Origin of the sequence: Psychrobacter sp. NG27, assembly GCF_016106655.1 — a bacterium.
Lineage (GTDB): Bacteria > Pseudomonadota > Gammaproteobacteria > Pseudomonadales > Moraxellaceae > Psychrobacter.
In genome coordinates this window covers 184,315-203,961 of record NZ_JADGIN010000004.1, presented here as the reverse complement: position 1 = coordinate 203,961, position 19,647 = coordinate 184,315, and the positions used below count along the sequence as shown (strand labels likewise).

Annotated in this window: 15 protein-coding genes; 13 read left to right on the top strand and 2 right to left on the bottom strand. The window is 45.0% G+C overall.

What is annotated here, in order from left to right:
* The first annotated feature begins 53 nt into the window (after positions 1-53).
* The 5 genes from gspD to IP485_RS08510 all read left to right on the top strand — a co-directional run bounded on the left by gspD (position 54) and on the right by IP485_RS08510 (position 6,774).
* Complete coding sequence (gene gspD / locus IP485_RS08530) at positions 54-2,297, top strand: type II secretion system secretin GspD (RefSeq protein ID WP_198326870.1); 2,244 nt, start codon at positions 54-56, stop codon at positions 2,295-2,297.
* A gap of 202 nt (positions 2,298-2,499) precedes the next feature.
* Positions 2,500-2,742 (top strand): hypothetical protein, encoded by a 243-nt coding sequence (locus tag IP485_RS08525; protein ID WP_198326869.1) that lies wholly within the window; start codon positions 2,500-2,502, stop codon positions 2,740-2,742.
* A gap of 132 nt (positions 2,743-2,874) precedes the next feature.
* Entirely contained in the window at positions 2,875-3,900 is a 1,026-nt protein-coding gene (locus tag IP485_RS08520; RefSeq protein ID WP_198326868.1) for a TatD family hydrolase, read from the top strand.
* Between the two features lie 180 nt (positions 3,901-4,080).
* Positions 4,081-4,950, top strand: coding sequence for a ThiF family adenylyltransferase (locus IP485_RS08515; RefSeq protein WP_198326867.1), 870 nt, complete (start codon positions 4,081-4,083; stop codon positions 4,948-4,950).
* Between the two features lie 21 nt (positions 4,951-4,971).
* Complete coding sequence (locus IP485_RS08510; RefSeq protein WP_227686482.1) at positions 4,972-6,774, top strand: ATP-binding protein; 1,803 nt, start codon at positions 4,972-4,974, stop codon at positions 6,772-6,774.
* Between the two features lie 259 nt (positions 6,775-7,033).
* Here the strand turns inward: IP485_RS08510 and efp are convergent, their stop codons facing one another.
* Entirely contained in the window at positions 7,034-7,609 is a 576-nt protein-coding gene (gene efp / locus IP485_RS08505; protein WP_194364811.1) for an elongation factor P, read from the bottom strand.
* Between the two features lie 296 nt (positions 7,610-7,905).
* Between efp and epmB the strand changes: the two genes are divergently transcribed.
* The 8 genes from epmB to IP485_RS08465 all read left to right on the top strand — a co-directional run bounded on the left by epmB (position 7,906) and on the right by IP485_RS08465 (position 18,952).
* On the top strand, positions 7,906-8,913 hold the full coding sequence (gene epmB / locus IP485_RS08500; RefSeq protein ID WP_198326865.1) for an EF-P beta-lysylation protein EpmB: 1,008 nt from the start codon (positions 7,906-7,908) through the stop codon (positions 8,911-8,913).
* A gap of 235 nt (positions 8,914-9,148) precedes the next feature.
* Complete coding sequence (locus IP485_RS08495; RefSeq protein ID WP_198326864.1) at positions 9,149-11,008, top strand: hypothetical protein; 1,860 nt, start codon at positions 9,149-9,151, stop codon at positions 11,006-11,008.
* 267 nt (positions 11,009-11,275) lie between these two features.
* Entirely contained in the window at positions 11,276-13,369 is a 2,094-nt protein-coding gene (locus IP485_RS08490) for an EAL domain-containing protein (protein WP_198326863.1), read from the top strand.
* 201 nt (positions 13,370-13,570) lie between these two features.
* Positions 13,571-14,029 carry a c-type cytochrome gene (locus IP485_RS08485; RefSeq protein ID WP_198326862.1) on the top strand — a complete coding sequence of 153 codons (459 nt, stop codon included), beginning with the start codon at positions 13,571-13,573 and terminating at the stop codon, positions 14,027-14,029.
* A 49-nt stretch (positions 14,030-14,078) separates the two neighbouring features.
* The gene (locus tag IP485_RS08480) at positions 14,079-15,104 is read left to right on the top strand and encodes an AAA family ATPase (RefSeq protein WP_265090941.1); all 1,026 of its coding nucleotides are present in this window, start codon (positions 14,079-14,081) and stop codon (positions 15,102-15,104) included.
* 211 nt (positions 15,105-15,315) lie between these two features.
* Positions 15,316-16,332, top strand: a complete 1,017-nt coding sequence (locus IP485_RS08475) for a DUF58 domain-containing protein (RefSeq protein WP_198326861.1) — start codon at positions 15,316-15,318, stop codon at positions 16,330-16,332.
* A complete protein-coding gene (locus IP485_RS08470; protein WP_198326860.1) occupies positions 16,329-18,557 on the top strand; it encodes a transglutaminaseTgpA domain-containing protein in 2,229 nt (742 codons plus the stop codon). Before IP485_RS08475 ends, IP485_RS08470 begins: the two co-directional genes overlap by 4 nt.
* 107 nt (positions 18,558-18,664) lie before the next feature.
* Positions 18,665-18,952 (top strand): DUF4031 domain-containing protein, encoded by a 288-nt coding sequence (locus IP485_RS08465; RefSeq protein ID WP_198326859.1) that lies wholly within the window; start codon positions 18,665-18,667, stop codon positions 18,950-18,952.
* Between the two features lie 91 nt (positions 18,953-19,043).
* On the opposite strand, the gene IP485_RS08460 is transcribed toward IP485_RS08465, so the two are convergent.
* Positions 19,044-19,562: a DUF302 domain-containing protein gene (locus tag IP485_RS08460; RefSeq protein ID WP_198326858.1), complete on the bottom strand. Its 519-nt coding sequence runs from the start codon at positions 19,560-19,562 to the stop codon at positions 19,044-19,046.
* Positions 19,563-19,647: the final 85 nt, after the last annotated feature.

Sequence of the window (19,647 nt, the reverse complement as noted above, 5' to 3'; positions counted from 1 at the left end):
TACACATCAGACTCAGCACATACTAAGCAATATCACTGTAGGTAATCATCAATATGGTAAGTGTTCATAAGTTTTCAGCCACACCTCTACACCATGTCATACAGCGCTTCATGCGCTTGTGCCGTCCTCTTTGCCTAGCAATACCATTGTGGGCGGCCAGTATAGGCCTTGCGAGTGCTGAGAGCTGGAAGGTCAACTTACAAGATGCTGATATTAAAGCTTTCATCAACGAAGTGGCCACCATCACTGACCAAAACTTTGTCCTTGATCCGCGTATAAATGGCAATGTAACGGTCATCTCTAACAAAGCCTTATCTCGTGATGAGATTTATCAGCTGTTTTTGAGTGTGATGCAGGTCAATGGTATCGCTGCTATTGAGTCGGGGACGACGACTAAACTGGTGCCAGACAATGTGGCCAAGCAGTCTGGTGTGGCAGTCGATCTGCGCGGTGATAGTGTCGGTGAGGCCCTAGCAACTCGAGTTATCTATCTGACCAATACTCAAGCAGCAGAAGTATTGGGTGTCATCAGACCACTGATGCCGCAGTCTGCCCATGCAGCGGCTGTGCCTGGCGTCAACGCTCTGGTATTGTCTGATCGCGCTGATAGCCTCAATCAATTGACCGCCCTCATTCGTGATTTGGACAGCAATGTCAACGACAGCTTGCAAGTGATCCCACTACGTCACGTCGATGCGGAACGTATGATGGAGTTGATCAGCGCATTGGTTGCAAGTGCTGGTAGCGGGCAAGCACAAGGTGGCAACAACCAACTCAAAGTCATCGCTGACACATCGAGCGACAGACTGCTGGTCAAAGGCAGTCCTGAGATGATTGCTAAAGTTCAGGAGATGGTCAACCAGTTAGACACGACGCCGACGAGACGATTGAGTGGTTTGAGAGTGTTTCGATTGAAATATGCGAGCGCCAGTCATATTGCCGATATGCTACGAGGATTATTGGCCAATCAATCTATTAATAGTGCAGGTGCCACGTCAACGTTAGAGACCGCTTCGTTAAATAATGCCAGTAGTACAGCCGCTCCGATCAGTAATACGGCGAGTAGCAGTGTCGGCAGTGCCAGTACGGCAACGGTACCAGCCAGTAGTACTAGTGGTTCAAGCACAGGTATTGGCGGACGCCCGTTTAGCATCATCGCGGATGAGACGCAAAACTCAGTCATCGTCAATGCTGCGCCTGAATTGATGTTTGAGATTGAAGATGCTGTCAATCAATTGGACAACCGCCGTGCCCAAGTATTGATTCAAGCTGCTATCGTCGAAGTCTCAGGTGATGATGCAACACAGCTTGGTGTGCAGTGGGCACTTGGTAATGCCAACAGTGGGTATGGGGTTGTGAACTTTAATAACGTAGGTGCCAGTGCGACAACGATTGCCGCTGCTGCCTTAGCTGGTAGTAGTACAGGGATTAGCGCTGCTGCCAGCTCTATTGCTGGTGCGTTGATTGGCATCGGTGACAGCCGAAAAGACAGTCAGGGCAACACTGCGTTTTATGGGGCTATCTTACAGGCGCTTGATTCGTCTACCAGTGCTAACCTGTTATCTATGCCGTCTATTTTGACCTTGGATAATGAAAAAGCCAGCATTTTGGTGGGTCAAAACGTACCGTTTGTCACAGGCTCGTTTACGACCAGCGGCAATGATTCTAGCAATCCGTTTCAGACGATTGATCGCCAAGACATTGGTATCAATCTAAATGTGATTCCGCATATTGGCGACAATGGCACGGTACGTCTAGAGGTGTCACAAGAGGTATCGTCAGTGGTACCGGGCAGCACTGGCAATGCAAGTGGTTTGATCACCAATAAAAGCCTCATCAATACGACTATCTTAGCTGATGATCAGCAGACCATTGCGTTGGGCGGATTGATGCGCGATAACAGCACGACAATCCAACAAAAAGTCCCAGGGCTGGGCAATGTTCCTTTGATCGGTAGGTTGTTTCGCTCTGATAATGACAGCACCCAAAAGAGCAACTTGATCATATTTTTGCAGCCGACTATTTTGCGTGATGGTGGCGCGGTCGCAAGTATCACTGAACGTAAATTCAATCAAATGCGAGTATTGCAATTGGTTATTGATAAAAACGGCACAATCAAACAATTGCCACTGAGCGGTACAGAAGGTTGGAACGGTGATGTCAGCGCAGATTATGAATTGATGCCGCTAAACCCGCTGGTGCCTAAACGTAACCAAGTCCCAAAAGCTGCTACTCAGGGTTTTACGAAAGTACAGAGTCCAGATAGTAGTATCACAACTTATCCTCTGAATCGTTAAAACCTCGATAGTTTAATGGTCTCATTTATTAATAGTTCACATTCTAAGTAAGTTAATTTACGAGGTAATGAAAATTACTTCGTACATTAGCTTGCGTATTCATAACACAGATAAACACAGTGGCAGTTATATTGACGTATATTGGGCATTACTGGCCTATAATAGGCCAGTAATGCCCAATACACGTTAAGCCGAGTCAAAAATGACAAATCAAATGAGAACTCGTAAGTATTCGCGTAAATGGCTCGTTTTAAGTGTGGTTGCTACCGCTTTATTAATCATACCGAGACGCAGTAGCCGAAAATCCGATACCCCTATGCCTAATAATCATATACCCGATAAACAGGGCATAAAAATAGACGATGCTGATACGGATGATTCGGTTGAGAGTAGTGATATGAGTGATCACAGCAAACCTAGTGAAAACAGAGCTATTATTGATTGAAGACAGCAACCGAGGTTTTAGATACCTACTTTTTTAACCGTTATAGGGTTAATTTATAGATTGCTGAGTAGCATAAGAGCAACAAACGTATGAACGAGACATCTTTGTACGCGCCGATTTTGGAGTAGATTTATGGCTGATATTAATTCGTCCCTTGAGATCAAGCAACTCGTAAAGGCCAAAAAAGAACAGATCAATAGTCATGCTTTTATCGATACCCATACCCACTTTGACGCACCTGTATTTGATATCGACCGAGCACAGCAAGTACAGCAAGCATACAAGAAAGGTGTGCGTCATCTAGTGCTGGTCGGTTACTTACATCAATATTTCGAGCGGATGTATGACACAAAACAAGCAATCAGTCAGCTTTTTAATACTAAGTTTGACGGCCAAGACAGTGGGAATGATACAGACAATACTCATATTCACACCCATATTGCATTAGGTCTACATCCTTTTTATATTGACCAGCATACAGAGGAGCATCTAACCCAGTTAGAGCAGCTGATTGTTGAGCGCCGACCATTGGCAATTGGTGAGATTGGATTGGATACTTTTAATCATGAGATGAAAGCGCCTGACGTATTTGCTAAGCAAAAGCGGTTTTTTGAGGCGCAGCTAGATCTAGCAGTGCGCCATCAGCTACCCGTGATGCTACATATCCGTAAAGCGCATGCTGAAGCGTTGGCCATATTAAAGTTAAGCGCCTATGATGCCCATAAACTGGGCGGTATTGCCCATAGTTTCAGTGGCGGTATACAAGAAGCTAAGGCTTTTGTGAAGCTGGGATTTAAGCTTGGTGTGACGGGTCAAATCACCAATCCTAATGCCAAGAAGTTACGCCTCGCTATTGTAGCAGCGGTTGATAGTTATGGTATTGAGTGCTTAGTAATAGAGACTGATTGTCCAGATATGACGCCGATTATGTGTCAAACCACAGACCACGCTCATGACCTATCGGAACGAAGCTCAGGTGCCAAATCCGATAATGGTGCGATACATGATCGAAATGTGCCAGCCAATTTACCCTGGGTATTGTCCAGCTTAAGTGAGCTATTAGGGATATCCCATGCTAGACTTGTCAGACAATTATGGCAAAACAGCTGTGATGCTCTAAAGGTCGAATGGAGCTATCCAATTAATAGCCCAGAGTAAGTGTTTAAAATGACAGTCCAGAGCAATGGTCACTTTTTATTTCTCTATAATGACTCTCTAAAACCACAGCATCAGAAGTTGATTGCTTAGATATTCGATCGTTTCGATATCTTAGTATGCATTTATATACAACAGTCGCCACGAGCCTATTTAAAATCTGAAAAGAGCACTTGATGCATTATGAATGAAACCACACAATTTGAGTCGTTAGTGATTGACGACACTGATACGGTAAAAGATGAGTCAAATCAAAACAGTGAGCAATTCGACCGTCGTTTTCAAGGAACCCGAACGCTCTATGGGTCAGAGTCTGTAGATGTTTTTGCTGCTGCTCATGTCTATATTGTCGGGGTGGGCGGTGTTGGTTCTTGGGCAGCTGAGGCATTGGCTCGTACTGCAGTAGGGACCATCACCTTAGTGGACTTGGATGTATTGGTCGCCTCCAATGTCAATCGGCAACTGCCTGCATTGGACAGTACTTTTGGTCAAAGTAAAATTGAGGCGATGGCGGATCGTATGGCTGAAATTAATCCCAACCTCACCTTAAACCTAGTTGATGACTTTTTGACCGTAGATAACGTGGCAACGCTACTACCCAGTCGTGATGAGGCTAAAGCTGCTGCTGATCAAGGCAGACCAATTGTTATCTTGGATTGTGTCGATGATATGAGTGCCAAATTAGCAATTGCCTTGCATTGCCGATTTAACAAATTAAAGCTAATCTGTGCAGGCGGGGCAGGTGGCAAAACAGACCCCAGTCAGATCAGAGTCAGTGACTTACGCGACAGCTATCAGGATCCACTGCTTGCTAAACTACGTAACAAGCTGCGTCACGAAAAAGGGATTAATAGTGCCCTCAAAGACAAGTTCGGTATCAAGTGTGTCTACTCTACAGAGCCACCCAAGGTAGACAAAAGCTGCCAAGCAGGCGGGTTACAGTGCGGTGGTTATGGTTCAGCAGTTGTTGTCACATCGGTCGTCGCGATGGTGATGGTGAGTGAAGCGTTACAATTATTGATAAAGCAGGCGATGCGTAAACCAATCGCCTGATATTATTTAATGGAGTCTACTTTGTCTATATCTAATGCACCCAAGCACAGCTATCCAGTAACGGCAGATGAACCAGAACGTGTCCATAAACTGAGAAAATACGATGTGCTCAACAATAATGAGGAGCCTGCATTCGAGCGCCTCATTGATCTTGCTAGGCTGTTTTTTGATGTGCCAGTCGTCACGATCAGCTTTATGGATGAGGAGACACAGTATCTAAAATCAGGTCGTGAACCAGACAGCGTGTTTGGTGATACTTGTCAAACGCCACGTCATATTGCTTTTTGTAATTATACGGTACTGACAAATGATGTCTTCGTCGTACCAAATGCGTCAGAAGACAGCCGTTTTAGTCAAAACCCACTTGTCATTGAGCCTCCTTATATACGGTTTTATGCGGGCGCACCCATTATTTTGTATGAAGACAATAAAAGCTATCGATTGGGTTCCTTATGTTTGATGGATATCAAGCCTAACTATGATTTTGATGAGCAGCAGGCAGAAGTATTGGCTCAGTTTGCGATGATGGCGGCAGATGCTTTACAGCTACAAGATAAGCAGCGTGATGCAAAATATGCCAACGAGATGAAATCGAGCTTTTTGGCCAATATGAGTCACGAGATTCGTACACCGATGAATGGCATCATTGGAATGGTTGAGATGCTAGGTGACACGGATCTCAGTCACGAGCAAAAAGAGTATGTGGAGAATATCAAAATCTCTAATGAGCATTTGATGGTCATCATCAATGGTATTTTGGACTTATCAAAGGTCGAGTCTGGAAAAATGACCATCGACTCCATTCCATTGAATTTATCTACCTTATGTAATGAGGTGGTCAGTCTTTTTGCGATTAAAGCCCGTCAACGAGGATTGGCGTTAGATTATCATTACACCGAAGCGTTATCACCTTATGTGAAAGGCGATCCGGTACGCTTAAAGCAAATCATTGCCAACCTTGTCAATAATGCGATCAAGTTCACCAGAGAAGGTGGCCGCGTTATGATCGATGTGAAGCACATGAATAACTGCTATTGTCCTGATAGCTTTGATCGTAGTAAACATGAAATCGCTCAAAAAACTGACCAAAGCCATCATTCAGTTCGTGAGTCTGAACAAAATATGACGCTGTGTATAGAGGTGAGAGATACCGGTGTCGGTATCAGAGCAGAGTCATTAGAGGCGATATTTGACGCCTATGATCAGGCGAATAAATTCACGCATCGTCTGTATGGTGGGACAGGGTTAGGGCTTTCTGTGTGCAAGTCTTTGGTGAGTTTGATGGGTGGTCATATCCATGTGAGTAGTGAAGTGGGTGTTGGTACGACGTTTAGCGTTTTATTACCGCTCGCCACTATTGAAGAAGAGCAGTACGAGGCTTGGCAACAATCTAATGATATATCTATGATTGAGCCTAGTCACGAGCTGGTTGGGCATATATTGTTGGTCGAAGACGATACCGTCAATGCGATTATCGCCAAAAAAGCACTGACCAAAAGTGGCCATATGGTCACGCATGTCTCTGATGGACAGCAAGCAATCGAGGTTTTTGCGTTATCTCCTGAACGCTATGATGTTATCTTAATGGATCATCACATGCCGATTTTGGATGGTGTACAGGCGACCATCAAGCTGCATGAACTCTATGAGCCTCAAAGACTGCCTCCTATCATTGCGCTAACGGCCAATGCCATGGACGGAGAACGCGAAAAGTATTTAAAAGTGGGTATGCAAGACTATTGTACCAAGCCTTTTAAGCAAGAGCAGCTCAATGCGATGGTACAATATTGGTTGATACAAAAGCAATCACCAGAAGAAGAGTAGATGAAGAGATGACATAATTTGGCCACCAGATATGCCATGTCACTGGGCATATCCATAGCGTTGTAGACAAAAAAAGCTTAACCATTGAAATAATGGTTAAGCTTTTTGTTTGATACTAGCAAGATCTGATATTGGCAAGATCTGATATTGCTAAGACAGTAATCAGCCATCAGCACTATTATCGGTTAATAGTGCTGATTGGTGAACATGCCTATCAGCCAACACTGTTATGCATCAACATTACTATGCATCAGCTTTACTAGGCGCTAACGCGAGTTTGATAGTCACCTGTGCGCGTATCGACACGAACAATTTCGTTCTGTTGTACAAACAATGGCACACGTACGACAGCACCAGTCTCTAGTTTTGCAGGTTTGCCACCACCGCCTGAAGTATCACCGCGTACACCAGGATCTGTTTCTACGATTTCTAACTCAACGAAGTTAGGCGGCGTGACTGACAGAGGAGCACCGTTAAATAAGGTAATGGTACAGAGTGCATTGCTGTTTTCTTTTAACCACTTAATTGAGTCACCCATTGCGTTTTTGTCCGCTTGGATCTGCTCAAAACTCTCTGGATGCATAAAGTGCCAAAACTCACCATCGTTATAGAGATAGTTCATTTCCGTATCCATGACGTCAGCTGCTTCTAAGCTATCGCCTGATTTGAAGGTTTGCTCCAACACTTTGCCACTACGAAGATTACGTAGCTTGACGCGGTTAAAAGCTTGGCCTTTGCCTGGTTTAACAAACTCATTTTCTAGGATGGCACAAGGGTTGCCATCGAGCATGACTTTTAAACCAGCTTTAAATTCATTAGTAGAAAAATTTGCCACAAAAAACTCCTAAAAGTTGTAAATATGATAATACATAGTGAGATATAGGGCTGACTGTACCAAAATTTGTTATGCCAAGTATAGTTAAAGCATTGGTAAGTTATTACGGCATTACCCACGCGCTCTGTACATCGTGATTTATCCTTTGTATGTTGTACAAGGATGATATCGGCACTCAGATGCCTCGCACCAACGTTACGCTGCATAGACATATGTACGGATTAACGGATATACTTTGATAGGGTAGACGCTAAGGGCGTATAATATCGGATTTTGAGCACAGGTAATAGGTTGTCATGATAAACCATTTAATCACACAAAAAAACTGGCAAACGCAATTATCGGAAGCCATTACCTCGGTTGATGAGTTACTCAGCATCCTAAAGCTTGAGTCACTACGTGCAACTGTCTATATCCCTGAGCATTTTGAGCTACGTGTGCCGCGTGATTTTGTGGCAAAGATGATCATTGGTGACAGCAACGACCCTTTATTAAGACAAGTATTACCAGACCAGAAGGAACAAGTGAGTGTCACAGGTTACGTGACTGACCCCTTGAGCGAAAATACCCAAAACCCGATCAAGGGCTTGCTCCATAAGTACCAATCAAGAGTGTTATTGACGATTACGGGTGCCTGTGCCATCCATTGCCGTTACTGCTTTCGCCAGCATTTTGATTATAGTGCCAACATGCCTACGGCAGATGCAAAAGATAATATCATCCATTATATCAGTGAGAACCCTGAGGTTAATGAGGTGATTTTGAGCGGGGGTGATCCATTGAACGTGACTAATAGGCGTCTGTTTGCTTGGTTGGACACGCTCGAATCTATCCCGCAATTGACCACCATACGTCTGCATACTCGTCTACCGGTGGTGATGCCGGCGCGTCTGGATACCGAACTACTAGAGAGGCTGTCTCAGAGCCGCTGCCGCATCGTCATGGTGATTCACTGTAACCATGCCAATGAGATTGATACTACCACCGCGGAGTATCTGCAACGTGCTCGGGTAGCAGGGGTCACACTGCTAAACCAAGCAGTACTCTTAAAAGGCATCAATGATGATGTCGAGACCCAAGTACAATTGAGCGAGCGTTTGTTTGCTAGTGGTGTGTTGCCTTACTATCTACATGTACTGGATAAGGTGGCTGGCGCGGCACATTTTGACCATGACTTACAGGCATCCATTCGCCTTTACTGGTCGTTATTGGCACAATTGCCAGGATATCTTGTCCCAAAACTGGTGAGAGAGTTGCCAGATAAGCCTTTTAAAATGCCAATTGATATTTACAATAATGCGTAATATAGGCACTATGTTACTTTGGATAATTAGTAAACAAATAGTGGCTGTTAATAAGTAAATATTGACAGTAAATAAATATTAATAGTAAGTGGCGACTGATGAGAAGATAGGCTGACTGCTCATAACAGATATTATCAACCCTTTATAACGGTTTTTGATGTGTATTTTTTGCCTGACATTATGTGGTCGCCTATTTTCTTTGCGTTAATTTAATCAATAGTGAGTAGCAATACTGATGATAACTTTATCGATGTTTCAAGAGTACCTGTCTTCTACAGCAGCACTGCCAACATCCTCAAGTCGATTAGTGAATGGTCAAGAGCGCTATTTGCTTAAATCACTAGGCACGCTAACGTCACAAACCCAAGAGCAGCAAGCGGAGTATCTAGAAACCGTTCTGATCGCATTGCGTGATGCCAATATAGAGGAGTCGCAACGCCTCAAATTATCGATGACAGTGATTGAAGCCTCAGACCGGTTAATCGCTACTCTGCGGCAGCACTACATCTATGAGACAGGGGCGCTTAGTGAAGAACAAATTGGCTATGTGGCGCAGATAAAATCGCTCAATTACCTCATTATTATGCTCTATGATAGAGTCATACGTCATGAAAGCTCACTATTAGATGATAAAGTAGAAAAGCCTTTAATTAAACGGTGGCAGCGTTATTTTGGTGTAGACAGCCAACCCTCACCCACACTTGCTGTTGCGATTTTCCAGTCGTTATTGAGGTATCAAAAGCTATTGGATGAAGATGCGCTTTGTTATCAAAAACCATCGAGATATTTTTGGTCTCAGATCAATCAATTGTATTATCTTGCACAGCAGCAGCGCATTGCTGAGCTTGATGTGAGTAATCACACAGTCGTACCGTATGCTAGTAATCTTCATCAGATATATGGCCAAATTTGTTTGCATCATTTATTAAATGTACGTGCCATGCGTCGTCCGAATATTTTGCTGGTGCAGCGCCTGTTACCCGAATGGGCAAACCACATCGTTGCAACGGTAGAGCCAACCACTGAGACGAGAGTATTCGTTGATCTGCAGAGCAGTAATCCGCCAAGTTATCTGACAGCCAACTCTAACATCAATCCTTATGAAGAGGGACGCGCTTGTTTATTTATTGAGCTGACACCGCTGGTTCAGTACTTTGACTCACGCAAGCAGGCTTTTGTCGTGGATGGTAGTATAGGTATGGAATATAGCCTGCTGAGTAATATAGCGATGATCATTCGCTATCGCTATTTGCAGCCGCTGCTTGCACCACTTACCCAGTATAGCAATCGTCAAAAAGCAGTGCTGATAACCAGCTATAACAAGATTCACTATCGCGTGAGTCATTCACAGAGTTTTAGCAATTTAATTGCGATACACAACCTATCAGAGGAAGAGAGGCCGCTATATGACACCTTTGGTAAAGAGAAAAGCAGTCATTATGAATTAGAGATTGAAACTTTTGATAATAATGATAGCTTTGATAGTCAAGGTCGGGCATCGATATTTCATACCCTAAGACGGCCGTCACAAAAAAATGATAGGGCGAGCGCCAGTATAAAGCAGTCTCATGGACAAGAGAGTCGCATTGGCGACACCCTTATAAATGATAAGGACAGCATCCAAGATAAAACCCCTTTGAAGATAAAAATAAACAAGCAAGAAGGTATCGATATAGAGACGCAGGATATTGATTTGTCGACCACTGCGCCGCCAAGATTACACATCATGAGCTTACTACTGGTCTGTTATCCTACAATAGATGGGCAATCTGATTGGGCAATGGGCATCGCGCGTTGGCGCAATTTTGACACTGAAAATCCAGAAGTTGAGTGGCAGCTGCTTGGACGCAGGTTGGTGGCCTGTGGTCTACGTTTGGAAGGTGACGCAACCCGAGGACGTCATTTTGTGCCGGCATTTATCCTTGGTAAGGACAGTCAATTACAAACGACTAGCACGTTGATTGTGCCGTCCTCTTATTTTCAGACCAATGATAGAGTGGTCATGCGTATTAATAGTAAACAAACCGCTTTGCGTCTAGGGAATAGAGTACTGATGACTGATGAATTTAGTCAGTATGAAGTGATACAGTTATAGTTTTTATTAATTATTACAAAACAGATAGAGGGTGTGTAGCAGAAAATAGGTGAGGGTTTTTGGGTAATATATTAATCAATAGCCTACTTAAGTTAATCTGCAGTTGGTAAAGTTATTGTCTATAATGACAGATATTGTTACTCTGACTTATAAAGTGCCTTTACTGTCTAAATACAACTCCAACAAGTATCCTAGTCGAATATTCCACACGCCCTAACGCTATTAAAATAAAAGACAACACACGACTATAAGGTTCAAAGGCTTCCTATGCGTACTCAGTCCATCTTAAACTTATTGGTAATCAACGACGATCAGCTTTATGCCGAACGTCTTGTACAGTTGCTCAATAGTTATTACGACACAATAAATTTGGGCTTTTTGGATGATAAAGAAGAGCTGCTAAAATCGCTGCGCCAGCCGTGGGATGCTTTAGTGTTTGGTACGGCTTATGACATGAGCTTTACGGATGTGGTCGGCATCGTACAAGAGCAAGACATTGACTTACCCATCATTTGCCTGACGAATACAGAGATAGCAGCAACTGCCTGTAATGAGGATGGGTTGCCGATGGTTATCAGTGGCACTATGGTCAAAGCACTGGATGCCGATCAAGACATGGCTGCAGTGATGGCTATTCGCTTGCAGCATGATAGTTTGGTCTGTCGTCGTGAGCTAAAGGACTTGCGTCAAATTCTATTGGACGCAGAGCAACGTGCCAATGTCTTGATCAAAAACTCAAAGAGTGCTGTTGCCTATATAGATGAAGGGGTGCACATATTTGCCAATGACCCTTATCTTCAATTATTTGGTTTTAAGTCGATGAATGACGCCATTGGCGTGCCGATCATCGATCTGATTTCAGGCGTTGATGACGTTAAGGGTTTTAAGCAGTTTTTGCGTCAGTTTGATAAAGGCAATCGCCAAGAAGTTGAGTTTAACTTTGAGAGCGTACGTACAGATGGCAGTACGTTTGCTGCAAAATTACAGCTTGCCTCTGCGACATTAGAGGGTGAGCCCGTTACCCAAATTATTATCCAACAGAATAATAATAGTAGTAATAGTGCAGAGGTTGCAAAACGCTTGGCCAGAGCTGAGCGTACAGACAACTTGACAGGGCTTGATAACCGCCGCGGATTTGAAGAGCAAATGGTGCTAGTACACCAACAAGCGACTCAAGGTGAGCTAAAAGCAGGTCTGTTGTATGTTCAGCTCGATAACGTTGGAAAAATTAGAAGCAGCTTGGGGTTACAAGGGATAGATGAGACTGTCAAGCAGATTGCCAATACCTTGAATGAGCTGGCAGCTGATGCCCATGTGAGCCGTTTTAGCGATACGGCATTTATGATATTGGTAAAAGACAAAACGACCGCAGCGCTAAAAACGCTCGCCGAACATATCGGCTCCCGTATCAAAGATATGTTTATTGAAGTGGAAAATCGTACGACAAATACCACTGTCAGTATTGCTATCGTCAAAATTGAAAAAAATTCAGCGGAGCCTGCCGTTATATTAGAGCGGGCGATGGATGCCATCAGTCAAATCATGGTACAAACCTCTAATCAGGGCGGCACGTATCATTTGTATGATCCAAGTGAACATGCTAATGATGATGATCATGCACTGGCAGAGTCGTTGGTTAATGCCATTACCAACAATCGCTTTGAGCTGTCATTCCAGCCTATCTATGATATCAGTCAAGACCGCAGTGACTTTTTTGAGGTATATCTACGACTGCCATTGGCAGATGCTGACAATACCGTATTGACGCCTGATCAATTTATGACCGTTGCCAGAACCCATAAATTACTCGAAAAAATAGATCGCTGGGTACTCATTAATGCCTGTAAAAAAATAAATGATGTGCGTAAGTCTCATCCTGAAGCGAGATTGCTGGTGCAATTGACCAGTGCGTCATTGATTGATAAAAAGTTGCCCAACGTAGCAAGCCAGTTAATCAAAGCTGTAGGCGGTGCTGCCGGTGTGTTGACGCTACAATTCAATGAAAAAGACGTATCAGAACACTTAACCGTGGCAAAGTCTCAGTTTTCGGCGCTCAGCGCAGTCAACTGCCAAATGGGTATCAATAATTTTGGATCTTCTGCTAAATCGGTTGAAATTGCTAATTTTGTGCAGCCTGACATGGTGCGCTTGCCTCATAGCTACATAAAAGATATCCATTCAGCAGATAATTTAGACACGGTGAAATCAATCATCATGCGTACCAATGATCTGAAAGTCGATGTGCTCATGCCTTATATTGAAGATGCTGCCACTATGTCTGTCGCATGGAGTGTGGGTGCACGCTACTTACAAGGCTATTATCTAGAAGAGCCTAGCCAAACGATAAAGATTGCCGTTTAATGGGTTAAGATGTCTAGTATATTGGTGTATGCTATCGCTTTGATAAAAGCATGGTTTGCTGTTTTGAAAATAGCTTGCGCCTTGCTTGTAGACCTACTAACCAATATGTAGTGATTCGTTCTGCGAGTCTATACAATGTCATTGCCATGGCAATGACGCCTCTTACTTGTCGCTGATACGCTTCAGCTAAAGATTACCAAAATGTCTATCATCGCTAAATATAAAATGAGCAGTGTACTCACTGCTGCTCTATTGCTCACTGCCTGCAACCATACGCCGCCTGATTATCGTGAGACTGTGACACTGCCACCATATACCGAAGGCGACGCGGATAACGGTTCAATCATTTATAAAGATGCCTGCGGACAGTGTCATCAGCTAAATCCGGGTCTCAATAAAAAAGGCCCGCAATTGATGAACATCTATGGCGCATCTGCTGCAACGTTAAAAGATTACACTTACAGTAAAGGGCTCACGGCATCGGGATGGGTATGGGATGCAAAAACGCTTGACCCGTATATTGCGGATGCACAAAAAGCCATACCAGATTCTAAAATGCTATCAGATCCGATGCCAGACGCCAAAGAGCGTGCTGATATTATTGCCTATCTATCGACACTGCGTGCTGATGCACCAACACCATCAGATGACGAAAAATAATGTCTGATCACTGATTTTCCTAAGCCAAAACCTGAGCCAACAACTGACTATGACCCATACTGGTAACGACATATCCTCCTCTATACATCAGAAAACAGCGAATACGCTCAGCCAGCCCCTGCCTAGTGCTGCCGATTTTCAACACAATCAGCAGAAAATTGCACAGCTGATGGCGCAGTTGAACCAAATCGTATTGGATAAGCCTCAAGCCATTAAGTTAGCACTCAGTGGCATACTGGCAGGCGGGCATTTGTTGCTACAGGACTTGCCTGGTATGGGCAAAACAACACTGGCTCAAGGGCTGGCTGAGCTGTTAGGGTTAAGCTTTAGCCGAGTGCAATTCACCAATGACATGCTGCCAGCGGATATCTTAGGGATGAGTATCTACGACCAAAGCAAACTGCGCTTTGAGTTTCGTCCTGGTCCTATCTTTACTCAGTTATTACTCGCAGATGAAATCAATCGCTCTAGTCCCAAAACGCAAAGCGCGTTGCTGGAAGCGATGGAAGAACGACAAGTCACTCAAGACGGTCAAACTTACCCTTTGCCGCAGCCGTTCTTTGTTATCGCCACCCAAAACCCATTACAACAAGCAGGTGTCTATCCGCTCCCTGAGTCACAGCTCGATAGGTTTTTACTGTGTCTGTCATTGGGCTATCCGTCAGCGTCGGCAGAGCGTGAGCTACTAAAAGGTCAGGATCGTCGCGAGTTGCTGAAGGGAATGAATGCGGTGCTCGATACGGCTGCGGTATTACTCGCCCAGCAAGGTGTCAAACAGGTTTATGTGGCAGACGTGTTACTAGACTATCTGCAAAGGCTGGTCGCAAAAACTCGTGCGAGCCAAGAATATCATGGTCTGTCACCGCGTGGTGTGTTGTCACTACAGCGTGCCGCTCAGGCTCATGCTTATGTGTCAGGTCATATGGAGGTGACGCCTGAAGATATCCAAGCTGTGTTTGCTGCCGTCACTGACCATCGTCTTGGTCAGCGCTTTGTGCCTGCGCATGTGACTGGTGGACAGGCAACAAAAACTATCGCACAGCGTATCTTATCAGACGTAGCGGTCACCCTTTAGTTGTCATGTTCGCAGGCTAAAGCGTGGTCTCATACAACGATATATTATCGAACCAGTTCATCGAATATAGTCAGTTCAATATAATTTCGATACAAGGAAACCGAATGCAAGTTATACATTAGTATGTTTAGCGAGGATGACGATGTAGCGGATTTATATAGACTTACTATACCGATCGCACAGTCAATCATATGGCAAGAATAGGGTAGTCATGAGCTTTTTACCAAAGACCTTAACCGTACCAATCAGGTCAGCACTTAGCCGTTGGTTTGCCTCGCGTGCGCCCAGAAATGACAGTGCCACTCTCAATTTGCGTAACGTCTATATTTTTTTTAGTCGTGAAGGCATGCTATTCGCAGTGTTATTAGTGATTACCTTTATCGCGGGTATCAACTATGGCAATAACTTGGTGCTTGGCCTGTGTTTTTATTTGGTCAGTGTCTGGCTGATCAGTTTTCATGTGACTTTTGCACACATATCTGGTCTGCAAGTGCGTCTATTAGACGTCACCATGGCAGAGGCAGGCGCACCGCTTTGGGTGACGCTACAACTGAACAATGAGAGTCGTCAGCCACGGCGACAGTTGTTGGTTGAGTTTGAGGAAGCAGCCGCGCACAAGGGTAATGCTGGCACGAATGGACAAAACGCCATACTCGTCACGAGGTTACAAGAAGAGCAAATCATACGACTGCCTGTCGAGACCTACAATCGTGGTCAACTTGAGCTGCCACGGCTAAAAATAAAAACGGTTTATCCCTTAGGTATCATGCGTGCCTGGTCTTACATTTATTTTGCGCGAAAGGCGTGGGTGTATCCCAAGCCTGACACATTTGATTGGCAAGCGCAGTATTCAGTGGCAAGCTTGGAGGATTTACCGATAGGCGGCCAATATCGCCAAGGTCAAGATGATTTTGAGCGGCTAGATAACTATGTTGAGGGTGAGTCATTGGCACGGGTTTCTTGGGGCCATGTGGCACGGGGACAAGGCATGCTGACCAAGCACTTTGCCGATCCTGTCGGTCATGAGCAAACGCTCGACTATGCAGATATGCCAGCTGGTCATCATGAGCAGAAGCTTGCGCAGTTGGCTCACGGCGCATTGACGCTTGGTCAACTTGGGGTACCGTTTCAAATGCGCTTGCCTAGTGATCATCCTGCTGCTCCAATCATAGGTGAAGGTGATATCTTTGCGCAAGCGTGCTTGCTAAGGCTGGCAAAAGCGCCATGACTGAATTCAAACAATCTTCGACAATCGATGCGAAAAAAACGGCTGGCTTTGAGCAGTTGGCTCTAGGTCAAAAAGTGACAGTTCGCCCTGAGAGCAATGAGTCTAAGTGGTATCGCAAGCTACTGGCGCTGCCAGCGTACTATTGGGTCATGATGGCTCAAGTCGTCGTCGTGTTGCCGCATGCTGCGCATCTGCCACTGTGGCTGATGGGATTCGCTGTGGTTAGTATCATCGCCCAATTGCCACGCGTTAAGGCGCGATTCAAAAAGCAGGCTCACTTAAAGCGTGTCTATCAAGGCATGCAAATGCTGGGGTTTTTATTTGGTCTGCTCGGTCTGTGGCTGACTTATAACACAGCGTTTGGGCTGGATATGGGCGTGGCGTTTTTGGTGCTATGTCTGGTGAGTAAGCTTTGGGAGATGTACAAGCGCCGAGATGCTTATGTGGTGCTAAACTTGTCATTGTTTGTACTGGCCGCACTGTTTTTGATGGATCAAGGCTTAGTCACGACGCTGGAGGTTATCGTCGGTGCGGTAGTGGTACTGCTGGCTTTCATCGCGCTCAATGATGACAGTAACGCTCGGGGTGATGGGCGTCTGCGTACCTTGGGTGTGCTAGGGGTTGGCGCATTACCGTTATTGGTGGTGCTGTTTTTGTTCTTCCCGAGACTGCCGCCGTTATGGTCAGTGCAGCTGTCTGGTCAGCAGGCGACTACGGGTGTCTCTGATAGCATGTCTCCTGGTGATTTTGCCAATTTAGGTCAGTCCACTGAGCTTGCTTTTCGAGTGGAGTTTGCCGAGGGTCAGCCGCCGCAGCAAGACCTATATTGGCGCGGCTTGGTATTTAGTGATTTTGATGGCGTCACATGGCGTCCAAGTCCCAAAAAAAGCCAATGGGTAGCCGGTTCACCACCACCTGCTTGGGTTCAAAACGCCTTTGCTACCGTTCCTGATGATGTGAGATCTGCACCCAATAACTATCGCATGATTCTAGAGCCCACGCAGCAAAACTGGTTGTTTGGACTTGATTATCCTTTTTCGCAGCAGCAAGATATCACGACCACATCAGATTTTACGTTATTAAACAATCAGCCTGTCACCCAGCAGTTAAGCTATGAGGTGGCGCAGTTTTCGCCAATGAATATCGATCCTGTTTTGACAGAGGCATCTCGGCGCGAGAATTTGGCCTTGCCAAATGAGGGCAATCCCCAATCACGCGCGCTGGCCAAGCAGCTATTTGCACAGTCAGGCTCAGACCCAGTCCGCTACATTGCGGCCATTGAGGACTGGATCAATCAGACAGATTTTCGCTATACCTTGTCACCACCGCGATTGAACAACAACCGTATCGATGAGTTTTTATTCAACACCAAAGCAGGGTTTTGTGAGCACTATTCATCCAGCTTTACTTTTATGTTGCGGGCAGCGGGAATCCCTGCGCGAGTGGTCGCAGGCTATCAAGGCGGGGAGCCTAGTCGCAATGGCAATGTATGGGAAGTTCGTCAGATGGACGCGCATGCATGGACTGAGGTGTGGCTTGAGGGTCAAGGCTGGGTACGTGTGGATCCCACGGCTTTTGTAGCGCCTGAACGGGTAGAGCAAGGCATGAATGCGATGACGCAGCAGCAAGGCTCGGCGATGTTTGGCGATGGCGCAAGTGCGCAAATCAGCTATCAGCAGTATCAAATGCTACAAACGTTACGTCGCCTCTCTGACCAAGCGAGCTACTATTGGCAGAAAGATGTGGTCGGCTATGATCAAGACACACAGGCGGACTCGCTACTAAAATGGTTCAATATCCGCTCCATCATGCAGCAAATCATTTGGCTGGCAGCCAGTACGCTCATCGTCATGACTTTTCTGATATTAATCATTTGGCAGCGTCGCCGCAAGCTTTGGCATCCTGTGGATTTACCATTGGTACAGCTCTCACAGCGTGTTGGTAAGCGTGATAAATTATTAGCCCGCGATGATAATGAAGGGCAATTGGCGTGGCTTGAGCGTTTGGCATCCGCTATTGATAGCCGCCATGAAGGTGATACTCATCATACGGCAAGTCAGTTGACAGACAGTGATGATCCGATAGTGATTCAGGCAAAGCTTCTTGAAATTAGGCAAGACTACCGTCAGTTACGTTATGGACGCTTGAGTACGTTTAATCATAATCACTTAGAATATAAAGCGCGGCTACATCAACTCAAAAAGAATGTGCGCGAATTATTGTGAAGGTTTTCTTCAGATATCATCTCATGAATTGTGGTTAGGGTGCGTCTGATAACAACCATGAGAGACTGTGTTGAGCGTGGCGGTAAATGAAACTGAGAGGCTAGGATATGGCGATATACGTAGATTTTGTGCAGATAAAATTCAAAGGCTATAAATGGTGCCATATGTTGGCGGACAGCTTGCAGGAGCTGCATGATTTTGCAGCACTGATTGAGGTAGATGCGCGCTTATTCCATCGTGATGCCAGTTATCCTCATTACGATGTCACAGTACAAATGAGAGAGACCGCGCTTGAATACGGGGCCATACCTGCGGATCGCAAAAAAATCATCGAATGCGCAAAGAAGCTCAAAGTAGAGCTGCAGTCTGAAGTTTCGCTATCTGATAGTTGCTGATGCAGCTATAGACGACACAAATAAAAAGGTAGGTACAGCTTTTGCTAACCTACCTTTTTATTTGCTCAGATTGTACTTTTCTAGTCTGGCATTATTTGGCAACCGCCGCTGTACTGACAGCATTCAGTGCTTTTGAGATGTTATCAATGACGGTATCACAGCCTTTTATATTATGACGGGTTTTTAGGTACTCAGGATTGTTGTAAGACAGCCAAACCTTTTTGTCAGCATCTTCGCTGATTAGAATCTTTTGCGGTAAGTCAATCGCCACGGTTTGTTCACAGTTCATCAAGGGTGTGCCCGCTTTTGGGTTGCCAAACATAATGACTTGCGTTGGACGCAATGACAAATCGACACTTTGTGCGTTTTTTTGATGATCGACGCGCGCAAATACTTTCATACCCTTGCTTTCGATAACTGAGACCAGTTTGTCTGCGGTGTCTTGCACAGAATGATTACTTTGCATGGTTACCAAGCCTTTTTCTGCATTGATAGACGTCATGGTTTTGGTCGTTGAGCCTGTGTTATCGGTTTTGGTTAAAAGCGTGTCGATACTGGCACAGGATGACACGGCCAATGCTAGTGCCGCGACAGAGACAAGTTTTATCATAATCATATCCTTTGATTGTTTGTGATGGTTGGTAATATCGAATACTCATTGTGCGTAATCAGGCTGGTTATTGCAATATATCTGA

Excerpts from the sequence above, each read along its gene's own strand:
- gspD (WP_198326870.1), top strand. The coding sequence starts at position 54 with ATGGTAAGTGTTCATAAGTTTTCAGCCACACCTCTACACCATGTCATA.
- IP485_RS08525 (WP_198326869.1), top strand. The coding sequence starts at position 2,500 with ATGACAAATCAAATGAGAACTCGTAAGTATTCGCGTAAATGGCTCGTT.
- IP485_RS08520 (WP_198326868.1), top strand. The coding sequence starts at position 2,875 with ATGGCTGATATTAATTCGTCCCTTGAGATCAAGCAACTCGTAAAGGCC.
- IP485_RS08515 (WP_198326867.1), top strand. The coding sequence starts at position 4,081 with ATGAATGAAACCACACAATTTGAGTCGTTAGTGATTGACGACACTGAT.
- epmB (WP_198326865.1), top strand. The coding sequence starts at position 7,906 with ATGATAAACCATTTAATCACACAAAAAAACTGGCAAACGCAATTATCG.
- IP485_RS08495 (WP_198326864.1), top strand. The coding sequence starts at position 9,149 with ATGATAACTTTATCGATGTTTCAAGAGTACCTGTCTTCTACAGCAGCA.
- IP485_RS08490 (WP_198326863.1), top strand. The coding sequence starts at position 11,276 with ATGCGTACTCAGTCCATCTTAAACTTATTGGTAATCAACGACGATCAG.
- IP485_RS08485 (WP_198326862.1), top strand. The coding sequence starts at position 13,571 with ATGTCTATCATCGCTAAATATAAAATGAGCAGTGTACTCACTGCTGCT.
- IP485_RS08480 (WP_265090941.1), top strand. The coding sequence starts at position 14,079 with ATGACCCATACTGGTAACGACATATCCTCCTCTATACATCAGAAAACA.
- IP485_RS08475 (WP_198326861.1), top strand. The coding sequence starts at position 15,316 with ATGAGCTTTTTACCAAAGACCTTAACCGTACCAATCAGGTCAGCACTT.
- IP485_RS08470 (WP_198326860.1), top strand. The coding sequence starts at position 16,329 with ATGACTGAATTCAAACAATCTTCGACAATCGATGCGAAAAAAACGGCT.
- IP485_RS08465 (WP_198326859.1), top strand. The coding sequence starts at position 18,665 with ATGGCGATATACGTAGATTTTGTGCAGATAAAATTCAAAGGCTATAAA.
- IP485_RS08460 (WP_198326858.1), bottom strand. The coding sequence starts at position 19,562 with ATGATAAAACTTGTCTCTGTCGCGGCACTAGCATTGGCCGTGTCATCC.